Annotated in this window: 16 protein-coding genes; 8 read left to right on the top strand and 8 right to left on the bottom strand. The window is 63.1% G+C overall.

From position 1 onward, the window contains the following. Positions 1 to 1,008: 1,008 nt before the first annotated feature. Complete coding sequence (locus F758_RS52985) at positions 1,009 to 1,575, top strand: hypothetical protein (protein WP_349542412.1); 567 nt, start codon at positions 1,009 to 1,011, stop codon at positions 1,573 to 1,575. Between the two features lie 51 nt (positions 1,576 to 1,626). On the opposite strand, the gene F758_RS0108050 is transcribed toward F758_RS52985, so the two are convergent. Continuing rightward, entirely contained in the window at positions 1,627 to 2,301 is a 675-nt protein-coding gene (locus F758_RS0108050) for a TetR/AcrR family transcriptional regulator (protein WP_024507383.1), read from the bottom strand. Positions 2,302 to 2,562: 261 nt separating this feature from the next. Then, positions 2,563 to 3,789, bottom strand: coding sequence for a glycosyltransferase family 87 protein (locus tag F758_RS0108045; protein ID WP_024507382.1), 1,227 nt, complete (start codon positions 3,787 to 3,789; stop codon positions 2,563 to 2,565). Between the two features lie 246 nt (positions 3,790 to 4,035). Between F758_RS0108045 and F758_RS0108040 the strand changes: the two genes are divergently transcribed. From F758_RS0108040 to F758_RS0108010, 7 genes are all read left to right on the top strand, one after another. Then, positions 4,036 to 5,211 carry a transporter substrate-binding domain-containing protein gene (locus F758_RS0108040; protein ID WP_024507381.1) on the top strand — a complete coding sequence of 392 codons (1,176 nt, stop codon included), beginning with the start codon at positions 4,036 to 4,038 and terminating at the stop codon, positions 5,209 to 5,211. Then, positions 5,208 to 5,855 carry an ANTAR domain-containing response regulator gene (locus F758_RS0108035; protein ID WP_024507380.1) on the top strand — a complete coding sequence of 216 codons (648 nt, stop codon included), beginning with the start codon at positions 5,208 to 5,210 and terminating at the stop codon, positions 5,853 to 5,855. The genes F758_RS0108040 and F758_RS0108035 overlap by 4 nt, the downstream gene beginning before the upstream one ends. 195 nt (positions 5,856 to 6,050) lie before the next feature. Further along, positions 6,051 to 6,941, top strand: a complete 891-nt coding sequence (locus F758_RS0108030; RefSeq protein ID WP_084305165.1) for a nitrilase family protein — start codon at positions 6,051 to 6,053, stop codon at positions 6,939 to 6,941. Positions 6,942 to 6,979: 38 nt separating this feature from the next. Then, on the top strand, positions 6,980 to 8,131 hold the full coding sequence (locus F758_RS0108025) for a substrate-binding protein (RefSeq protein ID WP_024507378.1): 1,152 nt from the start codon (positions 6,980 to 6,982) through the stop codon (positions 8,129 to 8,131). Positions 8,132 to 8,191: 60 nt separating this feature from the next. Then, the gene (locus F758_RS0108020; RefSeq protein ID WP_035721315.1) at positions 8,192 to 9,028 is read left to right on the top strand and encodes a branched-chain amino acid ABC transporter permease; all 837 of its coding nucleotides are present in this window, start codon (positions 8,192 to 8,194) and stop codon (positions 9,026 to 9,028) included. After that, a complete protein-coding gene (locus F758_RS0108015; protein WP_024507376.1) occupies positions 9,021 to 10,835 on the top strand; it encodes a branched-chain amino acid ABC transporter ATP-binding protein/permease in 1,815 nt (604 codons plus the stop codon). Before F758_RS0108020 ends, F758_RS0108015 begins: the two co-directional genes overlap by 8 nt. Continuing rightward, positions 10,832 to 11,533, top strand: coding sequence for a branched-chain amino acid ABC transporter ATP-binding protein (locus tag F758_RS0108010; RefSeq protein ID WP_024507375.1), 702 nt, complete (start codon positions 10,832 to 10,834; stop codon positions 11,531 to 11,533). Before F758_RS0108015 ends, F758_RS0108010 begins: the two co-directional genes overlap by 4 nt. A gap of 247 nt (positions 11,534 to 11,780) precedes the next feature. On the opposite strand, the gene F758_RS0108005 is transcribed toward F758_RS0108010, so the two are convergent. Genes F758_RS0108005 through F758_RS0107980 form a run of 6 tightly spaced genes read right to left on the bottom strand, consistent with a single transcriptional unit; the run spans position 11,781 to position 18,193 of the window. Then, entirely contained in the window at positions 11,781 to 12,539 is a 759-nt protein-coding gene (locus F758_RS0108005) for an ABC transporter ATP-binding protein (protein WP_035721312.1), read from the bottom strand. Next, the gene (locus tag F758_RS0108000; RefSeq protein WP_024507373.1) at positions 12,536 to 13,336 is read right to left on the bottom strand and encodes an ABC transporter permease; all 801 of its coding nucleotides are present in this window, start codon (positions 13,334 to 13,336) and stop codon (positions 12,536 to 12,538) included. Before F758_RS0108000 ends, F758_RS0108005 begins: the two co-directional genes overlap by 4 nt. Continuing rightward, positions 13,333 to 14,307: an ABC transporter substrate-binding protein gene (locus F758_RS0107995; protein WP_024507372.1), complete on the bottom strand. Its 975-nt coding sequence runs from the start codon at positions 14,305 to 14,307 to the stop codon at positions 13,333 to 13,335. Before F758_RS0107995 ends, F758_RS0108000 begins: the two co-directional genes overlap by 4 nt. 29 nt (positions 14,308 to 14,336) lie before the next feature. Then, complete coding sequence (locus F758_RS0107990; RefSeq protein ID WP_024507371.1) at positions 14,337 to 14,804, bottom strand: SRPBCC family protein; 468 nt, start codon at positions 14,802 to 14,804, stop codon at positions 14,337 to 14,339. A gap of 9 nt (positions 14,805 to 14,813) precedes the next feature. Continuing rightward, the gene (locus F758_RS0107985) at positions 14,814 to 15,791 is read right to left on the bottom strand and encodes an amidohydrolase family protein (RefSeq protein ID WP_024507370.1); all 978 of its coding nucleotides are present in this window, start codon (positions 15,789 to 15,791) and stop codon (positions 14,814 to 14,816) included. Then, a complete protein-coding gene (locus F758_RS0107980) occupies positions 15,788 to 18,193 on the bottom strand; it encodes a xanthine dehydrogenase family protein molybdopterin-binding subunit (RefSeq protein WP_024507369.1) in 2,406 nt (801 codons plus the stop codon). Before F758_RS0107980 ends, F758_RS0107985 begins: the two co-directional genes overlap by 4 nt. Positions 18,194 to 18,282 lie beyond the last annotated feature (89 nt).

Genomic DNA, 18,282 nt, shown 5'->3' with positions numbered 1-18,282 from the left:
GTATTCGCAGGTGCGGGCCGCATCGACCTCGAGATCGTAAGGGTCAAGCAAATCCACCCGCGCCGCGCTGCCCTTCAGGTGCAGCGCCCATACGCCGCCGGGCAGCGGATGCGCCAGCCCTGCCCGAATACGGTGGTCCAGCGATCCGTCCGGCACAATCGGCATGACGATGTCGGAGAGTTGGTAGACTCGCGAACCGGTCGGCAACACCGGCACGATATAGCCCAGCGGTTTTTGCAGCATCAGGTAGGTTGCCGGCGTCAACAACGCGCCGGCGAGTTGCGGTCGGTAAGGATCGGACCAGGGACGACGCGACCAATCGGCAGGCTGCGACCAGATCGTGATCGCCAATGCGACGACTGCGGTGACGCCGTCCGTCACGCGCGACAAGCTCGACTTGACGACCACCGGCTGAAGCGCCTCCACAAGGCGCGACAGCAGCAGCACAATCAAGGGCGCGGTCAGGAGTTCAAGCGCGATCGCGTAACGATGGATCGAAAACGCCCGCAGCCACAGCACGTAGCTGACCCAGAACAGCAGCAGGAACTGCTTGTCCCTCGGCCTTAATACCTCGACCTTGCGGAAGAAGCCGACGCCGATCGCGAGCGCGTGCAAGATGATCACGACCGCAAAGCGAGGGTCGCGAAATGCCCATTCCGAGGAGCGATGATCTCCGATCAGCCAGTAAAAGGGATAGGCGAGCGCATCCATGAGGTCGTGCGGCATGAAGCGCACATCGACGATCGACTCTGCCGGCGCTTCCGGAGAGCCAAAGATCGCGTTGTAAAAGGGAAAGACGGGACTGCCGAACTCCGCCCACAACTTGTAGGCCCAGATGCCGCCGGTGGCGAGCGCACCTGCGGCGCTGCCGACGCCGTACGCCAACATCGCCGGCAAAGGACGCGCAAGGAGTAAAAGAGAAACGCCGGCACCGATCACGAAGATCATGTTCGTCAGCTTCAACCCGACGGCCGCGCCGATCAGGAGACCGGCGGCGATGAGGCGTGTTTGCTGCCGTTCGCCGTCGGACAGGATCAGACCAACGCCGGCGATGATCAGCAGCGCCGTCAGGACATCGGCGAAGCTCGTGCCGACTTCGGACAGCGTCATCGGTCCGAAGGCGGCAATGACGAGAGAGGCGACCAGCGCGAGAGCGCTCGCGGCATGTCCCAAGACGCCGCGCGAGACCCAGTAGATCAGCGCCAGATTCAGTCCGTGAATGGCGCCGAGCAACAAGCCCCAGTACGGCGCGCCGACAAAGTGGCGCAGGAGATAAGGCGGCACATAGGCGAGCGGATTGAGGAAGGTCTGAAAGCCGCCCGGCGCAACGTCGAGATCGAAGCGTCCGTTCAACAGCGCATAAGCGCCGTACTCATGGTAATTTCGCCAGTCCCAATTGATGTCTTCACCCGCAAAATAGGTGTAGAGCGCGCCTGCGAGCAGTGCGCCGAGGATCACGGCGGGCGTCACAAGATGTTTGCGCGCGATGGTCATGGATCAAGCGTTTTCCGCATCGGACCGATCGCAGGCAGGCAGCGATCCCAGAGCCATCCGAAAATGGCTCAACAGGCGTAAATCCTCCCTTAAGGGATTCTTTCCCGATGTGGCCGCTGCGAGCGGTTGCGCTCAGGCGCCAATCAGCGTCTTGGCCGGGAGCACCGCCTGCACCACGAGACCGCGGGCGCGCGCATCCATCACGCCGACCGCGCGCAAGGCGAGCAGGGTAACGCTCTGCACGGTATCGCGCAGCTTTGCGGGATCATCGAGATTGTCCGGCGCCAGCGGCCCGACCAACGCTTCGTGCAACGCGCCGAGCAATGCGGTCGCGGCGAGCTGGGTGTCCTGTGCCGGTAGATGTCCGGCGCGCACGGCGGCATCGATCCGGCTCGCGATTTCGCTTGTGATCTCGCGACGGCTGGCGAGCCGCGAGGCGGTCACATCCACGTCGACCGGCTCGGCCAGGATTCCCCAGGCGAGCTTGCGCTGCGAGAGCACATGCAGAGCAACGGTGGACACCGCCGCCGCCAGCGCCGAGGACGGTCCGGGCGCGGCATCGGCCGCGCGGCGGATCGCGGCAAGCTCGTCGCGCGAGACGTCGGCGATCAGCTCCGAAATCAAATCGGCCTTGGAAGGAAAATAGCGATAGACTGTGCCGGCCGCGACATTGGCGCGAACCGCAACCGGGGCGATCTGGACCGCCGCCATGCCGGCTTCCGCAGCCGTCTCCCGCGCCGCCGCCAGAATGGCGCTGCGCCGGGCAGCAAGCCGCTTCACCACCTGATGGGTTCGCCGATACACCATGGCGCGTTTCCCCTACCCTGGCGCACGCGGCCCGGCGGCCGAACACGCCTTCACTGTTTCAAGGCTCTGGGGCGATTTGGATGCAAATCGCCTTGAAGAAGTGAACAACTATTCAGACCGACTGACAAGGGTTATTGTGGCCCGTCTGACGGGTACGGACTGCACGGCTTCGTTAACCAGGGCTCAATATTGCCTGGCGGGAGTCGGCGACGGGCAGTCTCAGGCTTTTGCCACCGTCTCCTAACCGTAAAGATGGCCAGCTCAGGCGGTGGCCGGCGCGGTAAACTGTGTTTGCTGTGCCTGCCGCCACCACGGACCTGCGCGCCGCAGGACGAGAGTGCCTACAATCGCATTGGCGGCAAAGCCAAGCGGCAGGCCGGAGAAGATGAAGATCACCACGAACGCCATGGCAACGGCCAGCGCTGACAATTCGTAAGCGCGAAAGCCGTGCGCAAGCCCAAGGCGGACCAGCCAGGCAACAGGGATCGCCAGCACCACCATGTCGTACATGAAGAGATAGGGCGTTGTGAGCAGCGCGCCGACGGCGAGAGCGGCCGCTTTCAATGAATAGCGCACCGAACTGCGCCAGATTGTTGCCAGCGTGACCGCAACGGCGGCCGTCAAAATCCATTGGAAGGTCCAGGCAAGCGGCTCGCTGCCACCGAAATAGCGCACCAGCGAGAACAGGCTTTGCAGCTTCCACCAGGGAGCCTTGCCTTCGCTGAGGAAGGCTTGCGAGAACATCGGCATCCAATGAAAGAAAGCCTGCCAGCTTTCCGTGCCGAACGCGAGCCAGGAGACGAAGGCGAGCGCAACGGCGGTGACGGCGGCACTGAAAAACACGCGCCATTGCGCGGCTGCAATCAGCACGATCGGAAACAGCAAGCCATATTGCGGCTTGTAAGTTAAGAGCCCCAGGCACACACCAGACAGCATGGGCCGCGTGGGCAGCAAATAAAGCGTGCCGCCGATCAGCGCCGCCGTGAGAAAGCCGTTCTGACCGACCAGTGCATTGCTCAGCACCATCGGCAACGCGAGCGCGAGCAGGAGACCGAAGGGACGGCCGATGATGGCGCGCATCACCGCGAGATAGGCAATGAGGCTGACCGAGACCCAGCCAATGAAAGCGGCGGAATAAGGGAGATGCGCCAGCAGCGCTGCGACGAACAAAAAGGGCGGCGGATAATGCCAGGCGAAATAGCCGGGAAAATCCTGCTTCAACAGCGCCAGTTCAACGTGCTTCTGCACGTCCCAATCGTAGGCCAGAGCCGGATGGCCTTCCAGCACCAGCCGGCCCGCCGCCCAGACATTGACGAAATCGGTTGGAATTCCGAGCCCGTTGGCATCGTAGATCCAGCCTCCCGCAAAATACGCCGCCGGGAAGAACGACACGATGACCACGGAGAACACAAAGCACGCATTGAGGAGCGACGCTGGAACCGTGCTGTGGCCAGGCGGAATCGTTGGAGCAGCAATGCGCATGGCCATGCCGGAGGTCCTTCTGCGCGCGCCCTTGCGACAGACGCACGCCACAAAGCCATAGCCCGGACAGGCTTGAGGAAACCTTAAGGTCTTAGGCGAGCGAACGAGCAACGACCAATCAACCCTCGCCGCTTGCCAAGCGCTCGCCCTTTCGTCGAGCCCAAATCCGAAAGTTGCCAATACCCCGGCGAACCGCAATACTGCTCTGGAATGCAGACCTTTGCAGCGCTCGATGCTGCCGGAGACGGATCGATGACTAAGACAGCGCCGCGCGCAAAACAGTCCGACCGGGACGTGTGGCGTGTCGGCGTGCTGTTTTCGCGCAGCGGATTAATGGCGGTTACGGAATCCGAACACTTCTTCGGAACCGCGCTCGCGATCGAGGAGATCAACAAAGCGGGCGGCATTCTCGGACGCGAGATCGAGGTCGTCGCGTACGATCCTGCGTCCAATCCGGAAGCCTTCCGCAAGCTGGCCGATCGTCTGCTGACAGAGGATGGCGCCTCCGTCATCTTCGGCTGCTCGACATCGGCCGAACGCAAGGCCATCCTTCCGGCGATCGAGCGGCGCAACGGGCTGTTGTGGTATCCTTCGCTCTACGAGGGATTCGAGTATTCGCCGAATGTCATCTACACGGGCGCCTGCCCCAATCAAAACAGCTTCCCTCTCGCCGAGTACATCGTCCGTAAGTGCGGACCGCGCGTTTACCTGATCGGTTCCGACTACATTTACCCGCGCGAATCCAATCGGATCATGCGCGATCTGGTCGAGTCCTACGCCGGACAGGTCGCAGGCGAGCAGTATGTCGCCATGGAGGCCAGCGATACCGAGCTTACACGTGCACTCGACATGATCCGCATGCGCGCGCCCGATGTCGTGTTCTCGACCATCGTGGGTCGCACGGCACGGCGCTTCTATCGACTCTATGCCGAAAAGGGTTTCGATCCCGCTCACCTGCCGATCGCAAGCCTGACCATGGCGGAGGGTGAGCTGCGCGAGATCGGACCGGAGCTCTGTGCAGGCCACCTCACCGCAGCAAGTTACTTCGGTTCGCTGCAGCGTGAGAGCAGCAACCGATTCAAGGCCGCCTTTGCCAACGCGTACGGAAAGGACAAGCCGGTCAGCATGTGGAGCGCCGGCGCTTATGCGCAGGTCAAGCTGTTTGCGATGGCGCTCGCTCAGGCCGGCAGCCTCGATACCCAGCGGCTCGTGGATGCTGCGCTGGGGCTGAGCCTGGATGCGCCGGAAGGGCCCATCCAGATCGATCCGGACAATAATCATCTATGGCTGACACCGCGCATCGGCCGCGCGCGTGCCGATGGCGCGTTCGATGTCGTCTGGGAAGGCAAGGGTCCGATCAAGCCGGATCCCTATCTCTCGGTTTCTCCCATCGGCGGGCGCTGGCTGCCCGAGGAAGCGGTCGTATGAAACCGGGCGTCCGCCGTCTGATCGAAGATCTCCGGGGCGCGCGCGTTCTGGTCATTCACCCCCGCGACGCCGAAAGCGAGGCCCTGATCGACCAGCTCAAGCGCATCGGATGCAATGTGCGCGGCGTGTGGCCGCCGCCGGCAACCATACCGCATGACATCGATACCGTATTCCAAATGGTCGACAGCTCCGAGGACACGGTCTTCCCCACCAGTTCGAACGACCATCCGCTGACCCTCGTTGCGATCGTCGACTATGAAAACCCAACAATCTTGAAGCGCCTGCTCGACAGCAACGCCCATGGCGTCGTCAACAAGCCGATCCGCTCGTTCGGCATTCTCTCTTCGCTGGTGCTTGCGCGATCGCTCCGCGGCTATACGCGGCGGCTCGAGGGCAAGGTCCAGAAACTCGAGGAAACGCTGAAAGCGCGCCGCGATGTCGACAAGGCGGTCAAGATCCTCGTCGGCCTCAAGCAGATCAGTGAGTTCGAGGCGTACGAGCTGATCCGCCAGCAGGCGACACAGAAGCGACTGACCATGGCGGAGATCGCCGCCTCGATCATCAATGCGCAGGAGACGCTTGGTGGGCTCGGCGTTCTCGGCGCGCCCGCGCAGGCCCGCTCCAGCTCACCGGTTAAGCAATAACAGCCTCAATTTTTTGCAGGCTTGGTCGTTGACTTAAACTGCATATTGAGAATTACTTGCCCGGAGCGCGGCAATTGTCGCCCGCCAGCATGGCCGGTCGGCCATTTTGAAATCAGGCTGTGTAGCCCTCGAGATGCGTCATTCGGCGCATTCGGGGGCTTTTTGTTTTGCGCGATGCAAAAGGAGCGGAGGGTAATGGATTCAGCTGGTTCGACGACGACGGACGAAACGAAGGTCAAGATTGCCTGCATCCAGATGCAGCCGGCCATCGGCGAGGTCGAAGCGAACGTCGCGCACAGCATCGAGCTGATCAATCGCGCGGCCGCGCTCGGCGCCAAGCTGGTGGTGCTGCCGGAGCTCTGCAACAGCGGCTACGTCTTCAAGTCGCGCGAGGAAGCGTTTGCCGCGTCGGAGCCGGTCCCGGCTGGACCAACGGTCAAGGCGTGGAGCGAGATCGCGGCCAAGCATAGGCTGCATCTCGTCGCCGGCATCTGCGAGCGCGACGGTGCCAAGCTGTTCAACAGTGCCGTGCTGATCGGGCCGGATGGTTACATCGGCACATTCCGCAAGGTTCATCTCTGGAACGAGGAGAATCTGTATTTCGAGCCGGGTGATCTCGGCTTTCCGGTCTTTCACACCGCCATCGGTCGCATCGGGATCGCGATCTGTTACGACGGTTGGTTTCCCGAGACCTATCGCCTTGCAGCATTGCAGGGTGCGGATATCGTCTGCGTGCCGACCAATTGGGTGCCTATCCCGGGCCAGGCGAAAGGCCGCGAGGCGATGGCGAACATTCTTGCGATGGCCGCGGCGCATTCGAACTCGATCTACATCGCCTGCGCCGACCGGGTGGGGACGGAGCGCGGCCAGCCTTTCGAAGGCCAGAGTCTGATCGTCAACTACACCGGCTGGCCGGTTGCGGGGCCGGCAAGCCGCGACAGGGAGGAGCTTTTGCTCGCCGAGGTTGCGCTCGGCGAAGCCCGGCGCGCCCGCAATTGGAACGCATTCAATCAGGTTCTGCGCGACCGCCGCTCCGATCTCTACGACGAGATGCTGGGCAGCCACATCAAGCGCGGTTGGTACTGAAGCACGTGAGAATTGGCAAACAGGATGGAGGATATTCGATGATTTCACGTTTCTTTCTGGCATCTGCTGCCCTCACCGCGGCGATCATCCCGGCCATGGCGGCCGATCCGATCAAGATCGGGGTACCGGTCGGCCTCTCCGGGGCAAACTCGGTCGTTGCGCCGTCTGTCGTGCAGTCCGCGGAGCTCGCGGTCGAGGAGATCAATGCCAAGGGCGGTGTGCTCGGCCGGCCGCTCGCGCTTGAAGTTGCCGACGACGGTTCGGGTGCGGCCGGCGCGCAAAAGGCGTTCGATGCGCTGGTCTTCCAGAAGAAGGTGAATGTGCTGATCTCGATGGAGACAAGCGCGGCGCGTAATGCGGGCCTGCCGATCGTCGCCCGCGGCAAGACGCCCTTTATTTATACCTCGTTCTACGAGGGAAAGTCGTGCAGCCCGTATCTCTACGTCAACGCATGGGTGCCCGAGCAACAGGTGCCGCCGATCGTCGACTACTTCAACAGGGAGAAGAAGGCCAAGAACTACTTCCTGATCGGCTCCGACTATGCCTTCGGCCGAGGCATGCTGTCCTTCACCAAATCCTATGTCGAAAAGACCGGCGGCAAGATCGTCGGCGAGGAATATCTTCCGATGGACGGCTCCGATTGGACGCCGATCATCTCCAAGCTGAAGGCGTCGGGCGCGGACGCCATCATCACTTCGACGGCCGGCGGCGCGCCGAATGTGACGCTCACCAAGCAGCTCCGCGCCGCCGGCATCTCGCTGCCCTACGGCAATCTCGCCGTCGACGAAGGCACCGCCAAGAGTATGGGGGCTGACGCGGCGGACATCTACATATCGGCGTCCTACGTGACCGGCATCGACAGCCCAGCCAACAAGACCTTCCTCGCGGCGATGAGCAAGAAGTTCGGCGCCGACCTCAAGACCCCGAACGACCTGTCCGTCCCGGAATATGAGGCGGTCTATGCCTACAAGGCCGCAGTGGAGAAGGCCGGAGGGACCGATGCCCAGAAGGTGCTGGCGGCGCTATCAGACGTGTCCGTTGACGGACCGCGCGGCACCATCCGCATGAACAAGCAGCGCCATGCGCCGCTCACGATGTATTTGGGCCAGGTGCAGGCGGACGGCAGGGTGAAGGTCATCCAGAGCTTCCCGAATGTCGATCCCGGCGCGCAGTGCCCGCCGAAATCGTAAGGTGACGAAGCGCGCGGAACGGACGAAGCTCCGTTTCGCGCTCGTCCCTGCGGAGGGAGCATGTTGACCGTTACCCTTGATGCCGTCACCACGGCGGCTCTCCTCTTCATCATCTCGTCCGGGCTTCTGATCGTGTTCGGGGTGATGAAGATCATCAATTTCGCCCATGCCGCGTTCGTGACCGTCGGCGCCTATGCCGCGCTGGTCGGCTCGCAGCTTGGACTGCCCTGGGTGCTGGTCGTGCCGCTGGCCTTCGCCACCGGCGCCCTTTGCGGCGCGCTGACGGAAGCGACCATCGTGCGCCGGCTCTATCAGCGTCCATTGGATGCCATTCTCGCGACCTGGGGACTCGGCACCGTGATCGGACAATTGATCACCTTGATATTCGGACGCGAGGTGCAATTCGTGCAAGCGCCGATCACCGGCACGGTCGATCTGTTCGGGATCGACTATTCGGCCTATCGCATCGTCCTGATCGCCGCTGCCGTCATCGTCGCGGTGGTGTTTACGATGCTTCTGAATGGAACACGCCTCGGCCTCTCCACGCGCGCGGTCATCATGAACGAAATGCTCGCGCAAGGCTTAGGCGTTGACAGCTCGCGCGTACGTCTCATCACCTTCGCGATCGGAAGCGGGCTGGCCGCGCTGTCGGGCGCGCTGATCACCCCGCTTTCGAGCGTCGATCCGAACATGGGTGTTCCCTGGCTGGTGAGCGCCTTCATGCTGGTGATGGTCTCCGGCGGCTCGCTCTTGACGCTTGCCGTCTCCTGCATCTTGCTTGGCGGCCTTCAGGTGATCGTCTCGACCTTCGTCAATCCAATTCTTGGCGGACTGACGATCGCCATTTGCGCGGCCATCGTGCTTCGCATCCGTCCGGAGGGCTTTGCTCGTGCCTGATGCCCGCCCGCTCAGCCCGGCCGCAGCGACACAGTTCGGCGTTTCGAGACGATGGTCGGCGGTGCTCCTCGCCATTCTCGTCGCCGCGGGTATCACGCTCGCGCCTCTGCTGCTCGATACATACATGATCAATATTCTGATCCGCGCGTTCTTCGTGGCGATCGCCGCGATCACCGTCGATATCGTGTGGGGCTATTGTGGTACGCTGACATTCGGTCAGTCGGCCTTTTTCGGCATCGGCGTTTACGCGCTGGCGATCATCTTCACCGAATACGGCTTCGGATCGTGGCAGATCCTCCTTGCCCTCGCGACGGCCGTGATAGCCGCAGCGGCGGTCGCGACCGTTACCGGATGGCTCTCCTTCTATCCGGGCTCGACGCCGCTTTATGCCTCCATCGTGTCGCTGGTCGTGCCCATCGTGCTCGTGCAGGTGCTCTATTCGGGCGGCACCTTCACCGGATCATCCAGCGGCCTGGTGGGATTCGAGACGTTCGATCTGGAATTCGAGAACTGGTTCCGTTTGGCAGGGCTGTGTCTTGCCGCTGTCGCCGTCGTGGCGCTGATTGCAACGCGGAGCGACAGCGGCCGCGTGCTCAAGGCGCTGCGCGATAATGACGAACGCTGCACCTATCTTGGCATCAATACGTCGCGTTACCGCATCGTCGTGCTCGTGGTCACGGCGATCGTCGCCGCGCTGGCCGGCTTCGGCTACGCGGCGTTTGGCGGCGTCGCCGCGCCCGAGAATGCCAGCTTCACCTTCGGAACCCGATTGATCATCATGGTCGCGCTCGGCGGCCGCGGCACCATCATTGGCGCCATTGTCGGCGCGCTCAGCATCGAGGTCGCGAGCGCCTACCTCTCCGGCAGCTTGCCCTATGTGTGGGAGCTGATCATAGGCATCGCACTGATTGCCGTCATCCTCGCCTTCCCCGACGGCCTCGTCGGCATTGTCAAGCGGCTGATGCGTGGCGTTCAGAAGAAGCAAAGGGGCCCAACGACGCGCCTGCGTCCAGTCGCGAAAGCAGCCGCCAACGCCGAAGAGAATGCGGTCGCGATCGAGGTCCGCGGCCTTGGCAAGCACTTCGGAAGCCTGTCGGTGCTGGACGGCGTGCAGTTTGCGGCCCGGCGCGCCGAGCTCTTGAGTCTCGTCGGACCGAACGGGGCCGGCAAGACGACGCTGATCCGCTGCCTGTCCGACGGGCGCGAGCGCTCAACGGGATTCGTTGCGATCGCCGGGCATTCAATCGACCGGCTGCCGCCGGACCGCGTTGTGCAGTTTGGCCTTGGCCGCAAATTTCAGGCCGCCTCGGTTTTCGAGACGCTCACGGTCGCCGAGTGCCTGCGGGTTGCCCGCACGCATCGCGCCCGGCCCTCACTGATCACGACATCAACGGTTCTCGAACTGCCGGCTGCCGCGATCTCCGTGGTCGAGCGGTCCGGACTCGCGGATCGGCTCGGCGAGGAAGCCCGCAATCTCAGCCACGGGCTGAAGCAGGCACTCGAGCTCGCCATGGTGCTCTCGCTCGAACCCGAGGTCTTGCTGCTGGACGAGCCGACCGCCGGCCTGACCCGCGCCGAGCGCCAGGCCTTTGCGGATATCCTGACCGCACTGGCTTCGCGCGACCGGCTCTGCATCCTGCTGGTCGAGCACGACCTCGACTTCGTTCGCGAAATCTCCTCGCGCATCATCGTGCTGCACCAGGGCAAGATCGCCTTGGACGGATCGGTCCATGACATCGTGAACAGCGCCCTCGTCCGCGAGATCTATACCGGCCAACAGGCGGCCGCCTCCGAGGCCGTGTCATGACCAGCGCACTCCAGGTCGAGAGTCTTTCGAGCGGCTATGGTACGTCAGAGGTGATCACCGAGGTCAGCTTCACACTGGCGAAATCGGAAGTGCTTGCCGTGGTCGGCAAGAACGGCATGGGCAAGACCTCGCTGCTGAAGACCGTGCTGGGTTTGCTCCCCGCCTGGCGCGGCAGCGTCAAATTCGCCGGCAAAGACGTCACGCATATGCCGCCGCATCTCAAACGACGGCTGGGCCTCGTCTATGTGCCGCAGGAACATGCGCTATTCCAGGACCTGACGATCCGCGACAATCTGCGGCTTGGCCTGCTGTCGGACCGGGATTTCAAGGCGGCGCTGGACCACGTGGGTCAATGGTTTCCGGTATTGACGCGGCGCCTGCAGCAACGCGCCGGTACGCTCTCCGGTGGCGAGCAGAAGATGCTGATCGTCGCCCGCGCGCTGATGGCGCGGCCCCAAGTCTTGCTGCTGGACGAGGTCACCGAGGGCCTGCAGCCCTCGCTGGTGGACCGCCTCGCCGACGTGCTGACACGGTTCAGCCGGGACATGGGCACATCGATGGTGGTGATCGAACAGCATCTGCCCTTCGCGCTCGGCATCGCCGGCCGCTACCTGGTTTTCAAGCGGGGAGAGATCGTCGACAGCGGCGGCGTCGATGCGCAAGCAACAGAGCGGATCGAAGCCCACATGCGGATTTAGATCGAGATCGCTTTGGAGACTACTAGAGCGAGCACCTGCGCCCACCGTCATCCTGAGGCGCGAGCGGAGCGAGCCCCGAAGCATGAACGGCCCTGCTGCGACCATCCAGGGCGTCGCCCTTCGAGGCTCGCGCAGCCTGTCATCGGGCCGCGCTTCGCGCGGACCCGTTGGCGAGCACCTCAGGGTGACGGTGATAGTTGGAAGCCTATTGCAATAAGAGAGACGCCTTGGCTGTCCAGTGCGGAGTTCAAGCCGCCAGTACGCCCTGAATGCGGTGACGGATCGTCTCCTTCTGCTCGATCGTCGTATCCGGCGAAAGCGCCACATCTAGGGCTATGTTTGCCGGCCGTTTGAGAACCACGATGCGGTCGCCGATTTCCAGCGCTTCGTTGATGGAATGGGTGATGAACACCGCCGTCTTGCCGTTCTCCTTCACTAGCCTGACGAACTCGGCACGCAGCGTGCGGCCCGTCATTTCGTCCAGCGCGGAGAACGGCTCGTCGCAGAGCAGGATGTTGGCGTCAGTTGCGAAAGCACGCGCAATCGATACGCGCTGCCGCATGCCGCCTGACAGCGCGTGCGGATAGTCATTTTCGTGGCCGCGCAAGCCGAGCTTGCTCAGCCACGCCATGGCGGTCGCACGGCGCTTTTCCAGGGGAACGTCGAGCATCTCCAGGCCAAGCTCGACGTTCTGCACCGCGGTCCGCCACGGCAACAGGCGGTCGCTCTGGAACACGATGGCCATGTGGCCGCGAAACCAGTCGAACTCGCGGAACGGATTGCGGCCATTCACGGTCACGACGCCGGAGGTCGGCTCGGTGAGCCCCGCGATCATGTTGAAGATCGTCGACTTGCCGCAGCCGGTCTTGCCGAGCAAGGCCAGCATCTGGCCCTCGGCGACCTGCAGATCGAGCCGATCCACCGCGACGTAGGAGGCCGCGCCGGCCTTCACGAAGGTCTTGGAGACGTCCTGCAGGCTGATGATGGGGACAGCAGCGGCGTTCACAGCGTTCGCTCCGAAACGGCCCGGTAGCGGAAAGCGACGCTCTCGATCAGCGTCAGCACGCCCTGGGCGATCAACACAAAGAAAACAAGCTGCAGCGTCCAGGCCAGCGCGCCGGCCATATCGAAGACCTGTTGCTGCTGGAGGAGTTCATAGCCGACGCCGCCGGTGGCGCCGACCAGTTCGGCCACGACCACCACACGCGATGCGTTGCCGAGATTGACTTTCCACGCCGTGAGAATGTCCGGCAGAATCGCCGGGATGATCATGACGCGAAACAGCTTGGTCCGTGTCGGGCGGAAGCTCATGACCATTTCGACAAGGTCGCGCGACATCGCCTGCAGCGCGGCCAGCACCTGAAACGTAAAGGCCGGCAGCGTGGTCATCACCATGATGAAGAAGATGCGCGGCTCGATGCCGTGGAACCAGATGATCGCAAAGACAACCCAGGACAGGGCCGGAATGCCCTGGAACAGGGTCAGGATCGGCGAGAGAAACTCGTTTACACTGCGCGAGCGGACCATCAGCACGGCCAGCGCGGCGCCGATCACGAAGGCGCCGGCCAGGCCGGCCAGGATCCGTCCGACGGTCGCCAGCACGTCGGAGAACTCGCTCCAGGTGACGAGAATCTCAAAGCAGCGCTTGAAGACGTCGACGAGCGAAGGAAACAGGAACGGCGGAAAGAACAACGAGGCGAGTTGCCAGAGTGCGGCGACCACGAGAAACGGCAGGACCCGAGTCAAGGTGCGCCGGCTCGCCACCACGCCCCAGCTTGGCGAACTCTCCTGCAACATCGTCATTGCATCGGCCCATTGTAGATCGTGGCGTCGGACGGTATCGACGGCAGGAACGCAATCGACTTGCCGGCCTCGTAAACCGACTTGATCTCCTTGCCGACATCGGCCGCGGTGCGGATGTTCATGCCCAAACGTTCGTTGGCGCGGATGAGATCGGCAATTGCCTTGCGGTCCGCATCCGTGCCCTTCGGCATGATCAGCTTTGCGGCCTCATCGGGATGCGCGGCCGTCCATTGGCCCGCTTCCCTATAGGCGGCGTAGAGCTTCGGAATGAGATTCTTGTTCTTCTCGGCCCAGTCGACATGCGCGGCAACGCCGAGATAAGGAATGCTGTGGCTGCCGGCCGCCTTCTGCCAGCTCTCCTGGATCTTGAGATCGAGCATCCTGATGTCCGGCTTCTTGGCATGCAGTGCCGTGTAAGCCGGCTCCCAAAGCTGGACGGCACTGGCGCGGTCGGCCAGTGCATAGCCGACGAGGCCCGGGGTTGCGGTGTTGACCACGGAGAATTTGCTGGTGTCCACGCCGAGCTGACGCGCGAACCAGTCGAACATGACGTAGTTGGTCGTGCCCTTCGCCGCGGCGAGATCCTTGCCTTCGAGATCCTTGATCGACTTGATCTCGGGACGAGAGGTGACAACCGTTCCCCAGAAATCGAACAGGTTGAACAGGTAGGTCACCTTGACGCCCCTGAGATCGGCAAGGCCGACGGTCAGGAGCGCGGCGCTGCCGCCGAGTTGGAATTCACCTGAGTTGAATTGCGCCGTGTAGGCGTCCGGCGTGCGCTCCTGGAAGTCGATGGAAAGCCCGTTCTTTTCGTCGAGCTTCTGGGCCTTGATGACCGGCGGCAGGAACGCGCCAAGCGAGGGCTGCCCAAAAATCACGATCGATAGCTTCGCGAGCTCCTGCGCAGATGCGGCCGAGGTCGACAATGCCGCTGCCAGCAATAAGCCGAGACCGATCTTCAATGGCTTCACCGCAACTCCTCCCGCTCGCTTTTTTGTCTTTACTCCGCCGCTCCGCTGACCGGCGCTTCGAACTCCTTGCGCAGCGCCGCGAAGAACCGCCCGATCAGATGCTTCGAGACGCTGGATAGAATGCGCTGGCCGACCCCCGCCACCAATCCGCCGATCTCGCCGGTGCCTTTGTAGATCAGTCGACAACTGTGATCACCATCGGGCTCGATCTCGAACCGCGCCGTGCCGTTGCCGTGCCCGAGTGACCCGGCACCGGAGACCTTGATGCTGCAAGCCCGCGGCGCCTCCTTGTCGAACAGCGAGATCTCGCCTTCGAACGAACCGCCGACGGCAGCGACGCGGAGCTGCATATCGACCTTGTAGGCGTCGGGTCCGATCTCGACCATGCTCTTGCAGCCGGGAATGCAGCGCGTCAGCACTTTCGGATCGTTGAGCGCAACCCACAGCGCGTCGGCCGAACCCGGGATCGTTTCACTGCCGCCAATGTCGAGCTTCACGATACGACCTCACAAGCCAAACAGCCTTTGCGCCAACCCACCATTGATGCTGGCGCGTTCGGCATCGGTGAAGGAGGTCTCCTGCACGATCTTGATCGGCGCGAGATCGCCGATGGGGAACGGCATGTCGGAGCCCATCATGATGCGATCCGCGCCGACGATATCGGCGAGATAGCGCAGCGCGCGGATATCCTGCACGATGGTGTCGTAGTACATCGCACCCAGCGCGGCATCGGGGTCTCCGAGCTTGTCCTTGTCGAGGCTGTAGTTGCGGCGCAGCCGTCCGATCACGTAAGGCAGCGCCGCGCCGCCGATGCCGGCGACGATCTTCATCTTGCTAAAGCGTGTCACGTGGCCGGCATAGATCAGCCGCGACATCGCAATCAGCGTGTCGGTGATGCGGCCGACCGCGTTCGCCATGCCGTAATCGTGGACGCGGTCATCCCCGCTTTCAAAAACCGGGTGGATGAAGATGATGGAGCCAAGGCTGTTCGCAGCCTCCCAGAACGGCAAGAGGCTCGGATCATCCAGCACGCCGCCCCGGCCCTTCGGCTGGGTGCCGATCATCGCGCCCCTGAAGCCTTGAGCGTGCGCCTCGTTCAGCACCTCGGCTGCGCGGGCACCATCCTGCAGCGGCACGGTGCAGAGCGGGATGAAGCGTGGCTGGTCCTTGGCGGCTTGCGCTAGATGCGTGTTGATCAGCCGCGCCCAGCGCGTACCCTCCTCGGCCGGCAGCTCATTGCCGAACATGTCGAGCCAGCCGCCAACGACTTGTCGCTCGATCTTGTTGGCATCCATCCATTGCAGCCGGGCGGCGATATCGCTGAGCGGCTTGGAGACCGGCCGCGTCGGCTTGTTGCCGGCGAACGCAAAACCCAGGCTGCCGCCTTCCTCGATGACGCGGACGGAGGGGAAATTGCCCTTCTCGGCACGGATGGCGTCCAGCAAGGACGGCGGAACGAGATGTGCGTGACAGTCGACGATCATGCTTTTACCTTTGCTTTTGCCTCACGCGCAGCGGCGATGGCATCGCTGATGGCGGCGATCCGGATCGGCAGTTTCGCGAGCGAGATTCCGAACGGCGCGACCGCATCGTTGATGGCGCTGGAGATGGCCGCGGGCGATCCCAGATAACCGCTCTCGCCAGATCCCTTTTGCCCGAATACCGTGAACGGAGACGGCGTGCAGTGATGCACGATCTCGACCTTGGGCACCTCGTGCGAAGATGGCAGCAGATAGTCCATGAAGCTCTGGGTCAGCATCTGGCCTTCGCTGTCATAGACGAACTCTTCCAGGAGCGAAGCACCGATGCCGTGGGCAATGCCCCCGAGCGTCATGCCCTTGACGATATGCGGATTGATGACGGTGCCGCAGTCATGACCGATCACGTAGCGGCGGATCTCCGGCTTGCCGATCACGGGATCGAAGACGATCAGCACGAGGTGGAATTCGAAGGAATGGCAGGGATACATCTGCACCCGGCCGTTCTCCGGCAGTTTCGTGCCCGTCGGCACCTGCATCACATGGGTGGTCTCGAGCCCTGGCTCCATCCCTTCGGGCAGCAGGTGGAAATTGCGATGGGCGATGTTGACGTGCTCGGCCCATGCCAGTTTCTTGCCGGAGGCGCCGTGCGAAACGGCGCCGCCCGCATAGATCACCTCCTGCTCGGCGCAGCCGAACTGGTGCGCGGCGAGCTTGATGATCTTGGCTTTAAGCTTCTGCGCCGCGTGGAAGGCGGCGCCGCCGAGCATGATCGCCATGCGGCTGCCGACCGGCGTGTTGGACGGCAGGCTGTTCAGCGAATCCGGCCGCACGATGCGGATCAGATCGGGATCGATTTCCAGCACTTCACCGATCACGGTGGCCACCAGCGTCTCATGACCCTGGCCGGAGGAGGTCGTATGGATGGTCGCGGTCACAAAGCCGAGCCCGTCGACGACAATACGACAGGAATCCATCCAGGTCGTGGTCGTGTTCTTTTCGTTCAGAAGCGGCTCGAAGGACGAGTTGCCGCCGCTCGGCTCCAGGCACGCGGCGATGCCGATGCCGGCGCATTGACCGGCCGCGCGCAGAGTATCGCGCTCGCGGATCAAGCCCTCGTAGTCGGCATGCGCGCGCACCTTGGCGACCACCGTGTGATAGTCGCCGCTGTCGTAACGCGTACCGCTGGGAATGAGATAGGGGAATTCGTCGCTGCGGATGAAGTTGCGGCGACGAACCTCGATGCGGTCGAGCCCGAGCGCGACGGCGACTTTGTCGATTGCGGTTTCGATGGCGTAGTTCGTCGGCGACTGCCCGAAGCCGCGCACCGCTTCCTGGGCAGCCTTGTTCGACGTGACCGATATCGCGCGGTACTGTACGCTCTTGATCTTGTACGGACCGACGATAGCGCCGATCGGCTTGCCGAGCTGAAACGGCGAGCGTCCCGCATAAGCACCGACATTGTCGAGCGCGCGCATCTTCATCGAATTGACGATACCGTCATCGTTGAAGGCAATCTCGACGTCGAAGATGCGGTCCGGCCCATGCGCATCGCCCGCACGCATATTGTCGAGCCGATCCTCGATCAGGCGAACCGGACGGCCCAGCACCCGTGCGAGATGCGAAACCAGCACCGTCTGCTTGATACCGCGTTTCACGCCATAGCTGCCGCCGACGTCGACATCGAAATGCACCCGGACATTGTTGAGTGGAATGCGGAGGGCGCGCGCGATCTGGTCGGGATATTTCGGCATCTGGATCGAGGCCCAGACGTCGAGCATTTCCCGCCACGGATCCCATTTGGCGGCGACGCCGAAGGTCTCGATCGGCACCGTGGAGTTGCGGCCCCAGACCACACGGAACGAAAGATGCCGCTCGCTTTCAGCGAAATGCTTCTCCACCTCGCCCCAGACGAAGGTCTTGTCGAGCAGCACATTGCTGCCATGGCCGGCGTGAACCGGCGGACTTTTGGGGTCGAACGCGTCCTCGGAGTCGATCACATAGGCTAGCTGCTCATATTCGATCCGCACTTTTTCCGCGGCGTCCTCGGCCTGCGCGCGCGTTTCCGCGACGACCGCGACGACCCACTCGCCGGCATATCGCGCTTGGCCGACGGCGAGCGGATAGCGCCGGACGTTCGGCGTATCCAGGCCGTTCATCAAGGGCTCGGTCGCCTTGGCGAGCTCTTCCCCGGTCAGCACGTAATGCACGCCCGGCATCTTCATTGCCTCGGCCGCATTGATCGAGACGATGCGCGCGGCCGGGTGCGGCGAGGGCACCACCGCGACATGCAACAGCCCCTCGAGCGCGATGTCGGCGACATACCGGCCTTGACCTGCGACGAAGCGGCGATCCTCCCGGACACGGCGATTGGAGGAAACGAATTTCAAGGGCGCAGCGGGGTTCACTGGCGGCCTCCCTGCCGCGTAGCGGCGGCTTCGAGAACACCCCCCTCCCGCGCGCCGGCCTCGGCGGCGGGATCGATCGAGGGCTCGTC

Source organism: Bradyrhizobium sp. ARR65 (assembly GCF_000472385.1).
GTDB lineage: Bacteria > Pseudomonadota > Alphaproteobacteria > Rhizobiales > Xanthobacteraceae > Bradyrhizobium.
The sequence above is the reverse complement of the archived record's forward strand: the minus strand, read 5'-3'. Positions and strand labels throughout refer to the sequence as shown.